At 40.6% G+C, this 15,698-nt stretch carries 11 protein-coding genes and 1 pseudogene; 8 read left to right on the plus strand and 4 right to left on the minus strand.

Features of this window, described 5'->3' with window-relative positions:
* Positions 1-56: 56 nt before the first annotated feature.
* On the minus strand, positions 57-938 hold the full coding sequence (locus CAL6303_RS02995) for a polyphosphate kinase 2 family protein (RefSeq protein ID WP_015196344.1): 882 nt from the start codon (positions 936-938) through the stop codon (positions 57-59).
* A gap of 384 nt (positions 939-1,322) precedes the next feature.
* Here CAL6303_RS02995 and CAL6303_RS03000 point away from each other — a divergent pair, with 384 nt between their 5' ends.
* Positions 1,323-2,978 (plus strand): ISKra4-like element ISCasp2 family transposase, encoded by a 1,656-nt coding sequence (locus tag CAL6303_RS03000; protein ID WP_015196346.1) that lies wholly within the window; start codon positions 1,323-1,325, stop codon positions 2,976-2,978.
* Between the two features lie 299 nt (positions 2,979-3,277).
* Here the strand turns inward: CAL6303_RS03000 and CAL6303_RS03005 are convergent, their stop codons facing one another.
* Both CAL6303_RS03005 and CAL6303_RS03010 read right to left on the minus strand, forming a co-directional pair.
* Positions 3,278-5,008 carry a serine/threonine-protein kinase gene (locus CAL6303_RS03005; protein WP_015196347.1) on the minus strand — a complete coding sequence of 577 codons (1,731 nt, stop codon included), beginning with the start codon at positions 5,006-5,008 and terminating at the stop codon, positions 3,278-3,280.
* A 41-nt stretch (positions 5,009-5,049) separates the two neighbouring features.
* On the minus strand, positions 5,050-6,846 hold the full coding sequence (locus tag CAL6303_RS03010) for a protein kinase domain-containing protein (RefSeq protein WP_015196348.1): 1,797 nt from the start codon (positions 6,844-6,846) through the stop codon (positions 5,050-5,052).
* A 246-nt stretch (positions 6,847-7,092) separates the two neighbouring features.
* Between CAL6303_RS03010 and CAL6303_RS03015 the strand changes: the two genes are divergently transcribed.
* The gene (locus tag CAL6303_RS03015; protein ID WP_015196349.1) at positions 7,093-7,731 is read left to right on the plus strand and encodes a histidine phosphatase family protein; all 639 of its coding nucleotides are present in this window, start codon (positions 7,093-7,095) and stop codon (positions 7,729-7,731) included.
* Positions 7,732-7,910: 179 nt separating this feature from the next.
* Positions 7,911-9,069, plus strand: a pseudogene (locus tag CAL6303_RS03020) (IS4 family transposase).
* Between the two features lie 323 nt (positions 9,070-9,392).
* Here the strand turns inward: CAL6303_RS03020 and CAL6303_RS03025 are convergent.
* Positions 9,393-10,556, minus strand: a complete 1,164-nt coding sequence (locus CAL6303_RS03025; RefSeq protein ID WP_015196350.1) for an aminotransferase class V-fold PLP-dependent enzyme — start codon at positions 10,554-10,556, stop codon at positions 9,393-9,395.
* 153 nt (positions 10,557-10,709) lie between these two features.
* On the opposite strand from CAL6303_RS03025, the gene CAL6303_RS03030 reads away from it, so the two are divergent.
* The 5 genes from CAL6303_RS03030 to cysE all read left to right on the plus strand — a co-directional run bounded on the left by CAL6303_RS03030 (position 10,710) and on the right by cysE (position 15,654).
* Positions 10,710-12,263: a TM0106 family RecB-like putative nuclease gene (locus CAL6303_RS03030; protein ID WP_015196352.1), complete on the plus strand. Its 1,554-nt coding sequence runs from the start codon at positions 10,710-10,712 to the stop codon at positions 12,261-12,263.
* A 133-nt stretch (positions 12,264-12,396) separates the two neighbouring features.
* The gene (locus CAL6303_RS03035) at positions 12,397-12,747 is read left to right on the plus strand and encodes a histidine triad nucleotide-binding protein (RefSeq protein ID WP_015196353.1); all 351 of its coding nucleotides are present in this window, start codon (positions 12,397-12,399) and stop codon (positions 12,745-12,747) included.
* A gap of 324 nt (positions 12,748-13,071) precedes the next feature.
* Complete coding sequence (gene psbA, locus CAL6303_RS03040; RefSeq protein ID WP_015196354.1) at positions 13,072-14,154, plus strand: photosystem II q(b) protein; 1,083 nt, start codon at positions 13,072-13,074, stop codon at positions 14,152-14,154.
* Between the two features lie 186 nt (positions 14,155-14,340).
* Positions 14,341-14,553 carry a hypothetical protein gene (locus CAL6303_RS03045; protein ID WP_015196355.1) on the plus strand — a complete coding sequence of 71 codons (213 nt, stop codon included), beginning with the start codon at positions 14,341-14,343 and terminating at the stop codon, positions 14,551-14,553.
* 309 nt (positions 14,554-14,862) lie between these two features.
* Complete coding sequence (gene cysE / locus CAL6303_RS03050; RefSeq protein ID WP_015196356.1) at positions 14,863-15,654, plus strand: serine O-acetyltransferase; 792 nt, start codon at positions 14,863-14,865, stop codon at positions 15,652-15,654.
* The last annotated feature ends 44 nt before the right edge of the window (positions 15,655-15,698 follow it).

A 15,698-nucleotide genomic window follows, 5' to 3' on the forward strand; every position in this document is an offset into this window, starting at 1 on the left:
TGTGCTTGAATTGGGAAGATTTATAAGTATTTCAGGTCAAGTATAGGATATGTAATTCAAGAATCTTCATTTTCCAGAATTTTCTGTGCTTTGATTAATTCCTGCTGATGTTCAAGACTCGGAGTTGGATATTTCAAATTTAGTTGGGCTAGGCGAGAATTGATGACATCAGCAACTGCAAGGCGTGTAAACCACTTGCGATCGCCTGGGATAATAAACCAAGGTGCCCAGTCGGTACTGGTATGCTGGAAGACATCTTCGTAGGCTTCCATATAGTCATTCCAGTAACCCCGCTCTTTGACATCATTAACGGAAAATTTCCAATTTTTTTCGGGAATTTTTATTCTTTCTAAGAAACGTTTTTTCTGCTCGGATTTTGAGACATTGAGAAAGAACTTTAAAACTATAATTCCATTATCAACTAGATATTTTTCAAAGTTGTTAATTTCCTTAAATCTCTGTTGCCAAATTTTATTTTTTTTATGCTTTTCTTGATAAATTTCGGGTAGCTTTTGAGATGCTAAAATTTCAGGATGAACCCGAACCACTAGTGTTTCTTCATAATATGACCGGTTAAAAATACCAATTCTTCCCCTTTCTGGTAAAGCTTTCATATTCCGCCAAAGGTAATCATGATCTAACTCTTCATCGCTAGGAGTTTTGAAACTGAATACTTGACAACCTTGGGGATTAATGCCTGACATCACATATTTAATAGTGCTATCTTTCCCTGCTGCATCCATTGCTTGAAAAATAATCAATAATGCATAGCTATTTTGGGCATAAAGAATATCTTGATATTTCCCCAATTTCTCAACATCAGCTTGTAATTTACCTATAACATCAGATTTATTAGTAAATTCACCTGTATATTTAGGATCATAATCTTGGAGACTAATCTTGGTTCCAGGTTTCACAATAAAATGGTCGTGATTCATTAGATTCTTAGTAGATGCGTGTAAATAGGAGACTTCCAAATAAATATCCCCAAATTTCTTGTGGTGCAGGCATCTTGGCTGCTACTAATACAAGAACAGGCAAGATGTCCATCCCACAATATTGGATCATCTTTTTTGTGGAGTTCTCTAAACAAATAAACATAATTATACTCCCGTTGCTGTAGAGTTTACTTTTGTTTATAAGTAGGTGGGTGTTAAAATAAGTCGCAAGTAAGTTTTGTGACGGAGATTTTACAAAGCAGTTGGCAGTTGGTGTAAGCTGTTAAGCGCCTAATTTGTATGGGTGCGACTCTTTTAGTAGTACAAGGTATGGTATAAGAGTAATAGGAGACAAGTCAACCAGAGTAATGTTTCAGTGCAAAAATGAAACAGATGCATCCTTGCTTGTCAAAAGATAAAAACGGGAATAAGTACGGACGTATGCAAGCATCTAGATCAAATCCAGGGATGTTTTGGGAAGAAGCACGAGAACTATTTGAAGAAATAGTTGGTTGGCTGGACTCAGATAGTATTTGTGGGTTGGAGCATGGAGAAATAGAAAGTAAGTTGCTTGATAATGGATATGAACTACTTAGAAGGCTGTTACAAGGATACTTTGATAAGCGTAGCCAAGACGAAACGGATTCTGAGTGGGTAGGAAAAGACCAAGCCAAGCGAACGCACAAGAAAAAATTGTCAAGGAAATTAACAACAATATTTGGCACAGTAATCGCAAACCGAATCGGTTACGGAGGTAGAAAGATAAACACCCTATTTCCATTAGATGCAGAGCTAAACCTACCAGCAGAACAATATTCTCACGGATTAAGACAACGAGTAGCAGTGGAAGTAGCTCGTTCAGGATTTAGGGAAACAGTGGATATTATCGAAAAAACAACAGCAGCCAAAATTGGTAAACGGCAAGCAGAAGAACTAGCGTACCAGAGCGCTGTCGATTTTGATGATTTCTACACATATCAACAGGCAGAAGCGGTACAAGTTGAGGAAATAGGAGAAATTGTTGTAATCAGTGCAGATGGGAAAGGTGTGATTGTGAGCCACTCGACACGGGCTGTGCCCAGTGTCGAAGTGGCGGTGCGTACAGAGGATTTACGTCCCCAAACCCAAAAACGAGCGCAAGCTTCCAGCAAGAAGTTAGATAAGCGTTTAACCAAAGGAGAAAAAGCCAATGCCAAACGAATGGCAACGGTAGCTTCAGTTTACACAATCAACCCGTTTGTTCGTACAGTTGAGCAAATAGTTAACCCATCCGATGAGGATAAGAAAATAAAGCGTCCTAAACCTATTGGAAAAAGGGTTTGGGCTTCTGTTGCCAAGGAACCAGAAGTCGTCATTAAAGAGGCTTTCGATGAGGCATTGCATCGTGATCCAGATCGGCAAAAACGCTTTTGTGCCTTGGTCGATGGTAATAAGCAACAATTATCGTTGATGAAGAAATTTACCAAAAAACATCACCTCGAACTGACTATTGTCCTGGATATTATCCATGTGATTGAGTATTTGTGGAAAGCAGCATTTGTATTTTATTCCAGTACGGATAAACAAGCCGAAGCCTGGGTTACGAAACGTTTGAAGTCTATCCTTGAGGGGAAATCCAGTGATGTTGCTTCTGGGATGCGAACAAGCGCGACAAAACGTAAACTCACACCCCAAGAACGCAAACCTGTGGATAACTGTGCCAGATATTTGCTCAACAACCGCGAATATCTCAAATACCATGATTATTTAAAAGCTGGGTTGCCAATTGCTACCGGAGTTATCGAAGGTGCTTGCCGTCATCTGATTAAAGATCGGATGGATATTACTGGTGCCAGATGGAGTCTAGCTGGTGCCGAGGCTGTTTTACGGCTTCGTTCTTTGTATATTAGCGGGGATTGGCATAAGTATTGGCGCTTCCATTTACACCAAGAGCATAAACGCAATCATCTTGCTCTGTATCAAGGTGCAATTCCCTTGATGAAGCGAGTTGCTAAAGCCCGTTGCCCTATTACCCCTTCACCCCTTCCAATACCTGTCTAAACTACATTTCCTGTCTTACTAAAAGAGCCGCACCCAATTTGTATATGGAAAGCGGGCAAGATGCCCCCACCACAAAGGAATTTTTGAATTTATAGGATTGCTTAAGACTTTGAGTAGGTGTAAGCCAGCCCTTTGGGCTTATGCTAGTCTAGCCTAAGCCCAAAGGGCATACTAGCTTCGCCTAGGTGAACGGCAACCCCTTTGGGGAACGACAAGGGACTTTGCGCTACCTTATGTTGGAATGACGTAAATTTGTAGTCATTACGTAAGTCCTGAACTTGTTCAATAGGCAATAAAAATTAACCTCGTAAACTTTTAGCATCACTAACCAGCCATTTGTTGGATGTTGCATCCCAAATTAAAGTTAATCTAACTGCACTTGGGGATGATTTTCCATTTCTTAATATATAATTTAATCGTGCATCTACTGTTGCACTTTCTCTATCTTCATCTATTAGTTGTATTCGATTTATCTCAACTTGCTTAACTGTTCCTGCCCACCATTCTGTGTAAGAAACATAACCATTAGGATGTAGTTTTGAGTTATCTTGGACGCTAGGACTTAATTGATTCCAAGCTGTTTGTAAATTGCCATTATTAATATTAGTGTAATAGCCTTGAATAAAATCTGTCGGCGATGATTTTTCTGATATATCTACAGGGTCTGGTTCTGCTGTTTGGGTAATAATTGGTGATGGTTCTGGTGTGGCAGTGCGGGTTGGAATAGTGCTGGAAATATTGGGACTGTTAATAATAATCGGTGTTTGAATAATTTGTGGTTTTCGAGTTACTTCAGTTGATGGTGAATTAGATGAATTAGATGATTTTGAAGAATTAGTCGAAGTTTGTTGATTTGTTTTAGACTCCACAGGTGGTGTATCTTCTGGAGTGGAAGATATCACGCTTTGAGAAGCAGTTTGTAAAGGTTGTTTTTGTAGTGTGGCAGCAATAATTATCCCAGATGCAATTAAACTACCTATAATGACACTACCAATGAGGACACCACGATTACTATTTTCCTTGGGAATTTCTTTATAAGTTTGGGGAATAACGGGAACAGTGTGAGGTTGATTCGCTGGTGGTTGATTTAGCGTTGGGTATTGTTGATAATTTCCTTGGTTAGAGGGAATTGTATTTTGGGGAATTGATGCCGGGGGTTTAGTTGGTTCGTATGATTGATTGTAAGGTGAAACAGGGACAGTGGGAGCAACAGCAAAACCACCATTAAGGGCATTTAACATCTCCCTTGCACTGGTGAAGCGATCGCGTGGATGATAAGCTATTGATTTATCAATGACTGCTGCTAAGTTTGGCTGAATATTACCTGCGTAGTTTTTCCACTCTATTTCTGCGGTGCGGGAATCTGTGGGTAGTTCTTGGGGTTGTCTACCAGTGAGTAAATATACGGCGGTTATACCTAAACTATAGATGTCACTGGCAAATATTGGTCTGCCCATAGCTTGTTCACTAGGCATAAAACCGGGAGTACCAATTACAATGGAGCTTGTGGGCATTCCTTGGGAGTTAACAGCTGTCCCCATGGTTTCCCTAACTGCACCAAAGTCAATTAATACTGGTTTTTGGTCACGATTACGAATAATAATGTTATCTGGTTTTATATCGCGGTGAACTATTCCCCGTGAATGCACGAAATCGAGGACAGGTAACAAACTTAATAATATTTCTCTAACTGTGGCTTCAGCAAATAATCCTCGCTGTTGAATTGCTGTAGTTAATGTTTGTCCTTCCACCCATTCTTGAACTAAATAAAATTTACCTTCGGCAGGAAAGTAAGCATATAAAGTGGGAATTTGTTCGTTATTGCCACCTAATTCTTCTAAAATTGCGGCTTCCCGCTGAAATCTTTCTTGAACTAATTGGTAAATTTGGGCATTATTTTGAATTGGTTTAAGTTGTTTCACCACACATCGACGTTGTGATGGCATTTGGGTATCTTCTGCAAGAAAAGTATCTCCAAATCCACCACTTCCCAAGGTTTGAATGACGCGATAACGATTATTTAGTAGCATTTTGGGTAATTCTATATCTTTTTAAATAGAGGCGATATGCGTTAACGAAAATACAGGAGGTTATTCTTCTTTTGATATTGAATAATATAGCTAGCATTTTGCATTTCAGTTCTGGATAGCAAATTCAATTTATCAAAATCTTGACTGGAATATTTAGGTTGGTACCAAGATTGCCTATTAAAATAATCTTGTAACCCAGGAGTATCGAATTTGCGTCCATATTTAGCAAAGATTGAATTTCGCATAATATCCAGTTCTAAAGGTGTTTTATTCGCTAAATCTTCATCCCTAACAAGTCGTTGTGAAAGAAAAGCATAATCATTTTCTGTTGCACTTGATGATACCACTGGAGACGCTGAAGAATTAGTGATTTGTTTGTAATAGAATCTATCAGGTGATGCCTTTGCGTTTTTACTGGCAAAAATACAATAGCTATCAGGATTTTGCTTGCCAAAGCTACGTAACAATTCTATACAGGAAGCGCGATCGCTAAACTTGCCTGCATATACTTCAAATAACTGTTTCCCTGACAAATTGGGGTAGTCTGGAATCCACAGCATCCCCGCATTCCCATAACCTTGAGTTTGTAAAAGCCGAATCTGCTTGTTTGCTTCTGCTTCCCTATTGGCAGAAAAAGCCGTATCTGCAAGGAAATAAAACGAACTCTCCCCAGTTTGATTTCCCTGGGGTGAACTAATTACTATGGGTGTAGTATTGTTGGAGATACTATTTTTACTTGGTTGTGGTGTCAGAGTATTTTCTGGTATGAAACCACTCAATGTCGGAATTTCTGTTGGTGTGGTGACACCAATAGTATTGTTTATGGGAGATTGAGAAAATCTAGTTAAGACTAGAGCAATAATTGTTGATGCACCAATTAAACCACCTGCAATTAAACTACCCAGAAATATACTATTATTTGGTCGGGGACTGTGAGTTGTTTGGGGAATCACAGGAATTGTTTCTGGAGAAGATGGTAAAGTTGCCGGAACTTGGTAAGCAGGTGTGACAGTATTGACAACACCACCCAAAGCATCTAGCATTTCCCTGGCACTGCTAAAACGCTCTCTAGGATGATATGCGATCGCATGATCGATAATCTGCATCATTTCATTGCTTACACCTGTAGCAAATTGTCGCCAAACAATTTCACCTGTCTGCGGATCACTGTCTAACTGTTGGGGTTGCTTACCAGTTAACAAGTAAATACTCGTAATGCCCAAGCTATATAAATCACTAGAATACACTGGTCTGCCAGCAGCCTGTTCACTGGGCATGTATCCAGGTGTACCAATAATAATCGAACTGGTGGGACTACCTTGAGAATTAACTACAGTCCCCATAGATTCCCGTACCGCTCCAAAGTCAATTAAAACAGGTTTTTGATCACGATAGCGAATAATAATATTATCGGGTTTTATGTCACGGTGAACAATGCGTTTTCCATGTACATACTCGATTACACCTAATAAACTGATCAATAATTCTTGAACAATTTGTTCTGGTACTCTTCCTTCTCTCCTAACCTTTTCAGTTAGGGTTAAGCCTTCAACCCATTCCTGAACAAGATAAAATTGACTATCTTGCTGGAAATATGCGTATAAATTGGGAATTTGGTTACTGCCTCCCCCAAGTTCCTCTAAGATAGCAGCTTCTCGCTGAAAACGTTCCTGAACAAGTTGATAAATTTGCGGACTTGTCGTCACAGGTTTGAGCAATTTAATCACACATCGACGTTGTGATGGCATTTGGGTATCCTCTGCGAGAAAAGTTTCCCCAAATCCACCGCTTCCTAGTGTTTGAATCACACGGTAACGGTTATTTAGCCAAGTTTGCATTAATTGAGTAATATAAAATACAGGTTGTTAGTTATGTATTCTAGCTGAATCAGCAAGAGCCTCCCACTTTGTGTCAACTTTTGGTAAGGTGCTTTTTCAGTGACATGTTCTGGGTGGGAACCCATATCTTTGTATTTGATTGACTTTTTCCCTTGAGTATTTTGTCGCAGTGTTACATACTCGATGGCAAGATTGATGGTATTTTATTGTTGCACGAACTTCTCTATCCCAATCGCTATAAAAGCTATGACACTCAATTTATACTTACTGCGACATGGTGAAACTACTTTTAGCCAAAGTGGTAATTTCTGTGGTGAAACGGATGCGGAGTTAACATCTGAAGGGATGCAGATGGCAGAAAGTTTTGCCGATGTTTATCAACAGTTGAAGTGGGAAGCGGTTTATGTTAGTCCGATGAAGCGTGCAATTGCCACTGCCAAGCCACTGTGTGATGCTACTGGTATGGATATGCAGTTGCGTGACGGACTTAGGGAAGGTAGTTACGGGGAATGGGAAACCAAGAGCAAATCTTTTGCTCAGGAGAATTACGCAGAAAACTATGTAAAATGGTTGACAGAACCTGCTTGGAATGCTCCCAAAGGTGGAGAAACTGCGGTAGATATTGCTAACCGTTCTATGCCTGTAATTGCTGAAATTCAAGAAAAATATCCGGAGGGCAATGTTTTAGTGGTTGCCCATAAAGCCACGATTCGGATTCTGCTTTGCAGTTTACTGGGAATCGATTTGGGACGCTATCGCTATCGGGTGAATATTTTGGTCGCGTCAGTAAGTATGGTTAAATTTGATGTTCATGGTCCCCTATTAGAAATATTAGGCGATCGCCATCATATACCCGATTCCATTCGCTCTCGTCCAGGAACATAATATAACACAATACGGTTCAGTTAAGGCTCGAATAGCTGTAAAATAGGCATTGTTTCCAAAAATGGAAATCAAGTACGGTGCATCTTAAAGAATTCTCATTATTGTCTCCCAAGATACAAAGTACGGAGATATTCAAAGCGATAGAGGTAGCGATTCCAGCAACTTCAATCGAACAAGCGATAAGCCTACGGCATGGCTTCGCTTACCGCTAAAACTAAAGTCGAAGAGGAACGTCATCGCTCGTTACCAGCACAGCTTGTAGTTTGCTTAATAATAGCAATGAGCCTGTGGTCGAGAGATTCAATGCGGGATGTACTAAAAAATCTTATTGATGGTCTTTCAGAGGCGTGGGTAAAAATTGGTAAATATTGGCGGTTTCCTTGTAAATCAGCCATAACTCAAGCGAGACAGCGACTAGGAGCAGGGGTGATGAGACAGTTGTTTCATCAGTTGGTGCAACCAATGGCAACTAGCGAAACAGTAGGAGCTTTTTTAAATGGATTACGAATCGTAGTAATTGATGGAACCTGCTTAGATATTCCAGATAGCGATGAAAATGCAAGGGTTTTTGGTCGTCCTGGTAGTCGTCCTGGTACACGAGCTGCATTTCCCAAAGTTAGATTAGTTATTTTGGTAGAGGCAGGGACACATTTAATTTTTGATGCATTAATGTGCCCATATAAGATTGGAGAGCGAGTCAGGTCACTAAAATTATTACGTTCGGTAACATCTGGAATGTTGTTAATGTGGGATAGGGGCTTGCATTCCTACGCAATGGTACAAACAACGGTAAGTAAAGGTTGTGAGTATTTAGGAAGAATTCCTGCCAATGTTAAATTTTTAAACGAAGAAGCTTTAGACGATGGCTCGTATTTAAGTTATATTTATCCATCTGGCAAATTAAGAAAAAAAGGTTTTGAGCCAATACAAGTACGAGTCATTGAGTACACAATTGAAAATCCTGACAATCTAGAAGAACCAATTAAATATCGTTTAATTACGAGCTTATTGGACATTGAAAAATTAAGTGCCCATTTGCTAGCTTCTGAGTATCATCAACGTTGGGAAGTTGAAAATACGATTGATGAACTCAAGGTACATCTTTTGGGACGCAAAACTCATATTCGTTCTCAAAAACCACGGGAGGTGGTGCAAGAAGTTTACGGTTTGTTACTGGGACATTGGGCTATTCGGTTATTAATTTTTCAAGCTGCAAGCAACGCAAATGTTTCACCCTTACGTCTAAGTTTCACAGGAACATTACGAGTTGTTCGTCGTGCCCTTCCCAAATTTCAGCGCTTGCAACCACAAGAACTGCCTTTTTTTTTAGTTGGTTAACTGTGGAGATTCTTGACCAAGTTTTACCTGAAAGGGTTCATAGAAACAACCCAAGGGTTGTCAAAAAGCCTGTATCAAAATTTCGCTCGAAAAAGGTTAAACACAGAGGTACTGGAACAATAACCAATCCTCCTGTGTTTGTTATTTCAAGCACTGCATAGCCTTAACTGAACCGTATTGTAATATAACAATCCTAATATTATTTGTGTTGATTTTGCCTGCCCGCAGCAGAAATTCACACTGTCCAAATCCCCGGTTTATTTAAAAAATCGGGGATCTAATTTTTTACGGGCAATCGCGTCTAACGTTATCTCCCCAAAATACTAAAATTTCTCTATTTCCACAACTAATTGATCCATTTCTGATTCTGAGGTGAAATAATGAACGCAAGCACGAACACTATCAGGTTTAGCGATGGTACGCACAAATAAACCTTGTGTTTCTAGATGTTTCACTAGTGGAGTTTGTCGCTCTCTACTACTAAGTTGAAATGAGATTAAGCCGCTAGGTGGTGGAGAATTTAGCAGACATTTAACATGCTGTAACTGTGAAAGCTTCCGCCATAAATATTCACTATTTTGGAGAATTTGTTGATAACGGACTTCAGCATTTCCCCATTGGTTGTGGAGCGCGATCGCGTTTCGCAATCCAGCCATTAAGGGATAATCAGATGTGGCGATTTCGTAACGTTCGCCGTGGGGTTGTAAATTTTGTGGCTGTCCTTCAATATCTGTAGTCACACTCCGCCAACCTACGAATGTCGGCTGTAGACTATCTTGGGCGCTTGGAGATACATATAACCCTCCCAATCCGGCGGGACCACATAGCCATTTATGCCCAGTAAATGCGTAAAAATCGACACCTAAGTCCGTCAAGTTTAAGGGTAACATCCCCACCGATTGGGCGGCATCAACTAATAGTCGGGTTTGATTTTTTGAACATATTTGAGCTATTTTGTCAACTTCTAAAACTTCCCCAGTATTCCAAAGAACGTGACTAATTGCCACTAAGCGGGTATTTGGACGCAGATGTTGCTGAATAACTGCCGTGGGGTTAGTTGCATTCAGAATCGGACAAGTTGTGACTTCCACCCTAAACCGCTGTTGGATTGCTTGAGCGATCGCTATCACGGCATGATGCTCACAATCGGTTAATAATAGATGATCACCAGCTTGCCAATTGATTCCCCACATGGCAATATTACAACCCATGGTGACATTTTCAGTCAAGGTAATGGTTTGTGGAGAGACATTCAACTCAGATGCGATCGCATGACGAGTAGAAGCAGCTTCCTTTAATTGCCAAGTGTAAACTTGACTTGCAAATGGTCCTGAATGCTGCATCTGAATTTGTGCTTGATGAATCGCGTCTATCCCTCCTTGCGGTAATGGACCCTGACCACCATAGTTAAAGTAGGATTTATTCGCTAAAGCGAGAAAATGAGAACGGTGTTGATGCAACTTGGTTTCTGTGGGGGAATTATTCATCATCTATCAAACGTAAATCTACTAATACTTCACCATTTATTAGAGGTTCTAGATCCCCAACTTCTTTAATAAGTGGGAGATCGTAATACATGCCACTCATTTGAGTGATTTAAAATACTCCCATTTGGTGCCAATTCCTGTTAGCTTAAAAGAATGTTAATTAATGCTGACCTATTATTACAATATCAACGCTGCAAACGCCGACCTTTTCTAGATATTCACGGCGATTTTGCTCAACGCGATCGCCCTACCGATCTATTGGTTAAACTACAACAAGATAAAATTATTCACCAAAAAACAATCATCGGGCAACGTGATTACAAACAACCGAGGTATCCCCGTAAAGATTGGCAAACTGGGCATAATGAAACTCTCAAGTTGATGCAGCAGGGCGTAGAGTTAATTTATCATGGTTTACTGTTGGCTCCGCACCATGAGGTAATTACTGAAGAGATTTGGGAAGAAAATTGTGCTTTTAGCGACCAAGCAGGGCAACTCACAGGCACAGTTCAAGCGAGTTCTTCAGCCTTTAAACAACATACTTTAGTTAGTAGACCAGATTTACTGGTGAAAAAAACCGGAAAATCAATATTTGGGGATTGGGTTTATGTTCCGGTAAGTATTGAGTTGGGGAAACGTCCTAAACAAGAATATCAAGTTACCGCAGCTTTTCACGCTTTGGTTTTGCAGACAACACAGCAACAGCAAACCGAAAATGCTTGGGTAGTTTTACGGGGCAGAAATACCAGTCACCGTGTTGATTTAGGCAAGTGGCAACCCCAAATGCAGCAAATTTTGGCGGAATGTATTGATACCCTTCAAAATACAACACCCCCAGAAATATTCATTTCTCGACAAAAATGCAATCTTTGTCACTGGCATACTCAGTGTCATGCGATCGCACAATCCCAACAACACCTATCTTTATTACCAGGTGTCACACCTGTTCGTTATAGTCAACTACAAACTTTAGATATCACAACACCTGTAGCCTTGGCAAATGCAAATCCCACAGAATTGGAAAATCTATCTGGATTTGATCCGATTATTGCCCGGAAAGTGGTTCTTCAAGCACAATCAATCACTACAAATAAACCTGTATTATTACCCCAAGCACAACCAAATCAGCCTTGGATTCAAAATTCCGCCGATATAGAACTTTACTTTGATATCGAAGCTCAACCAGATCTAGATTTAAACTACTTACTAGGCGTTCTAGTTGTAGATAAACAAAATAATAGTGAAAAATTTTATTCATTCCTCGCCGAAAAGCCCGAAGATGAAAAAATAGTTTGGCAACAGTTTGTAAATTTGGTTTCTCAATATCCCGACGCACCAATTTACCATTTTTGTGTATATGAATTTGATACCGTCAAGCGATTAGCCAAACTATACGGCACTTCCAACGCCATAATTAAACCAATATTATTTAGATTTATAGATATTTACGAAGAATTTATTCAAAGCGTTGCCCTACCAGTGGAGAGTTATGCTTTAAAAACCATTGCCCGTTGGCTAGGTTTCCAATGGCGCAACCCCGAAGCCAGTGGCGCAAAATGTATATACTGGTATGACCAATGGTTACAAACAAGCGATCGCACTTTACTAGAAACCATCGAAACCTATAACGAAGACGACTGTCACGCTACCCGCACCGTCAAAGATTGGTTAGCGGAATTTTTGTCATCCCACACTCAAATCTCCTAAAGACGTTCCACCGGAACCTCTTATATATTATTGATTGCATTCAACCCGATCAAACATCTTTCATTTATTCAGCCAGCCCCATAAAATGTCGCTAACCTTCTAAAATCTTTAACAGATAAGAAGGTAAATCAAAATGAGCCAAACCACGGAAACAATTTTTAGCAAGATTATTCGTCGGGAGATACCTGCAGATATCGTTTACGAAGATGATTTAGCACTTGCATTCAAAGATGTTCACCCCCAAGCACCTGTTCACATCCTCGTAATTCCCAAAAAGGTCATCCCTAAATTGGATGCTGCCACAGATGATGATACTGCTCTCTTAGGACATTTGTTACAAACTGTAAAGAAAGTAGCTGCACAAGCAGGATTGGAAAAAGGGTATCGGGTGGTAATCAACACAGGTGATGATGGCGGGCAGACAGTTCACCATATACATTTACACATATTAGGTGGGCGGCAGATGAGTTGGCCCCCAGGTTAAGGGATATTACATTAATATTTCTAAATATTAAAAGCGTGTGAGTGTTTACTCAACACGCTTTTTTGCTTTTTCGTTACATTCAGCGAAGCTTGGGCGACATAAATCGTTCGCATTCCTCAAGAAATCAACTCAAACAATTACCTCTATGAGCTCCAAAGGCTTATTATTGCGTTAGAATATAATCTGTAATCTAATATATATACGAATACGATAACTTATGCTTAAGTTAAAATACTTTACAAAACTAAATAAGTTTATTATATTTAGTTACATGGAAGGCAAGCAGCCAACCAAATCATACAAAAATCAAGCAATTATAAAACCATGACCACAACCTTACAAAGACGCGAAAGCGCCAACGTATGGGAACAGTTCTGTAACTGGATTGCCAGCACAGAAAACCGTCTATACATCGGCTGGTTCGGCGTATTGATGATCCCAACCCTACTTGCAGCAACAACCTGCTTCATCGTAGCCTTCATCGCAGCACCCCCAGTAGACATCGACGGGATCCGTGAACCAGTAGCAGGTTCCTTGATGTACGGAAACAACATCATTTCCGGTGCAGTTGTTCCTTCATCCAACGCAATTGGACTTCACTTCTACCCAATTTGGGAAGCAGCATCCCTAGATGAGTGGTTGTACAACGGCGGTCCTTACCAACTAGTAGTATTCCACTTCCTCATCGGCGTATTCTGCTACATGGGACGTGAATGGGAACTATCCTACCGCTTAGGAATGCGTCCTTGGATCTGCGTAGCATACTCAGCACCAGTAGCAGCAGCAACCGCAGTATTCTTAATCTACCCAATCGGACAAGGTTCATTCTCAGATGGTATGCCCTTAGGCATCTCAGGAACATTCAACTTCATGTTGGTATTCCAAGCAGAACATAACATCTTGATGCACCCCTTCCACCAACTAGGAGTAGCAGGCGTATTCGGTGGTTCATTGTTCAGCGCAATGCACGGTTCACTAGTAACCTCCTCCTTGGTACGTGAAACAACCGAAACAGAAAGCCAAAACTACGGTTACAAATTCGGTCAAGAAGAAGAAACCTACAACATCGTTGCAGCACACGGCTACTTCGGTCGTCTAATCTTCCAATACGCATCCTTCAACAACAGCCGCAGCTTACACTTCTTGTTAGCAGCATGGCCAGTAGTAGGAATCTGGTTCACCAGCTTGGGAATCAGCACCATGGCATTCAACCTGAACGGATTCAACTTCAACCAATCAGTAATTGACACCCAAGGTCGCGTCATCAACACATGGGCAGACGTAATCAACCGGGCTAACCTAGGTATGGAAGTAATGCACGAGCGTAACGCTCACAACTTCCCCTTAGACTTGGCTGCTGGTGATGCTTCACCTGTTGCATTGTCTGCACCTGCTATCAACGGTTAATATCCGAGTGGTGCTAGTCGAGACTAATAAATAAAGTTTGAAAAGCGCCCTCTCCTAGGAGAGGGCGCTTTTTGCTATTGACATAAAAAAATCCCTAATAATGAAAGCTAGTATCAGAAATTAAAATCTAGATGTGGCACAAATACTAATTAAAACCGTGACGCGAACCTTATGGAGTAAAGAATCATGACACCTCAAGAATTTTTAACAAACTTAGCTGAAGCTACCACAGACTCCGAAAAGTTAGTAGTGTTCGCAGAATACCTAGATACAACTGCTTTAGAAAATGCCACAACTAAAAGATGGAAAAGTCTTCCCTACAGCAACGAAATCCAGATGTCACTCAAAAACGTTGCTTTTCATCTAGAGGCACTTGCCGAAGCCGGAAATCAACCCTAAAGAAGAGTGGCTAGTAGTTACAGCAGTTTTCACCTATTTGAACCACATCAAACGTAGGGGTTTAGCAATTCTAAGCCCCTACAGAGTGGTCTATTTACCTGAAAATGGCTGTCAATACTGCTATGTTGGGGAAGTGCGTAGACCTATAAGCGGCTTGTCTTTGACATCGCACTTCCTCAATTGATAAATTTATATCATCGCCGTCAGAATTTTTACTTATCGCAACTCCCAATTTACAATAGGTTTACAGGAGATAGCACTAATAAAGTTAATATAGAGTTGATAGCGATTTAGCAAAACTTGGGAGATATGAGCATAATAACTGCACTCCTTACTGACTTTCGTATTATCTTTGAGCGTGACCCCGCAGCGCGTAACTGGTTGGAGGTGCTGTTCTGCTACCCCGGTTTGCAAGCATTGGTTTTCCATCGCTTGGCGCATAAACTATACACAATTAATATTCCCTTTATTCCCCGATTAATGTCACACATTGCCCGTTTCTTAACTGGCATTGAAATTCACCCAGGTGCCACAATCGGACTTGGTGTATTTATAGATCATGGTATGGGAGTAGTTATTGGCGAGACTGCTATTATCGGAGACTACGCCTTAATTTATCAGGGTGTCACTCTTGGTGGTACAGGTAAAGAAAGCGGTAAACGTCACCCAACTCTAGGGGAAAATGTCGTAGTTGGCACTGGCGCAAAAGTCTTGGGAAATATTGAAATTGGTAACAATGTTCGCATCGGTGCCGGTTCAGTTGTGTTACGAGATGTCCCCTCTGATTGCACCGTAGTTGGCATACCTGGTAGGATAGTTTACCGTTCTGGAGTCCGGGTAAATCCTCTAGAACATGGTAGCCTACCAGATGCTGAAGCCCAAGCAATTAGAGCATTAGTAGACAGAATCGAACAACTAGAGCAACAAGTTCAGGAAATGAAACAACCATCGGAATTGGCAGAAAATACTACTAGTATCCGTGACTTTGCCCTCGTTAGTAGCAGCTTTTCCGAAAGCCATAGCCATATAGATGACCATCATAATCACTGTCGAATTAGAGATAAGGCTATTGATGAATTTTTGGATGGTGCCGGAATTTAAAACAAAAAAATCAAAACCTGTAGAGAGATAGTGCCGCTACTTCT

Source organism: Calothrix sp. PCC 6303 (genome assembly GCF_000317435.1).
In the GTDB taxonomy this organism is placed as follows: Bacteria; Cyanobacteriota; Cyanobacteriia; order Cyanobacteriales; family Nostocaceae; genus PCC-6303.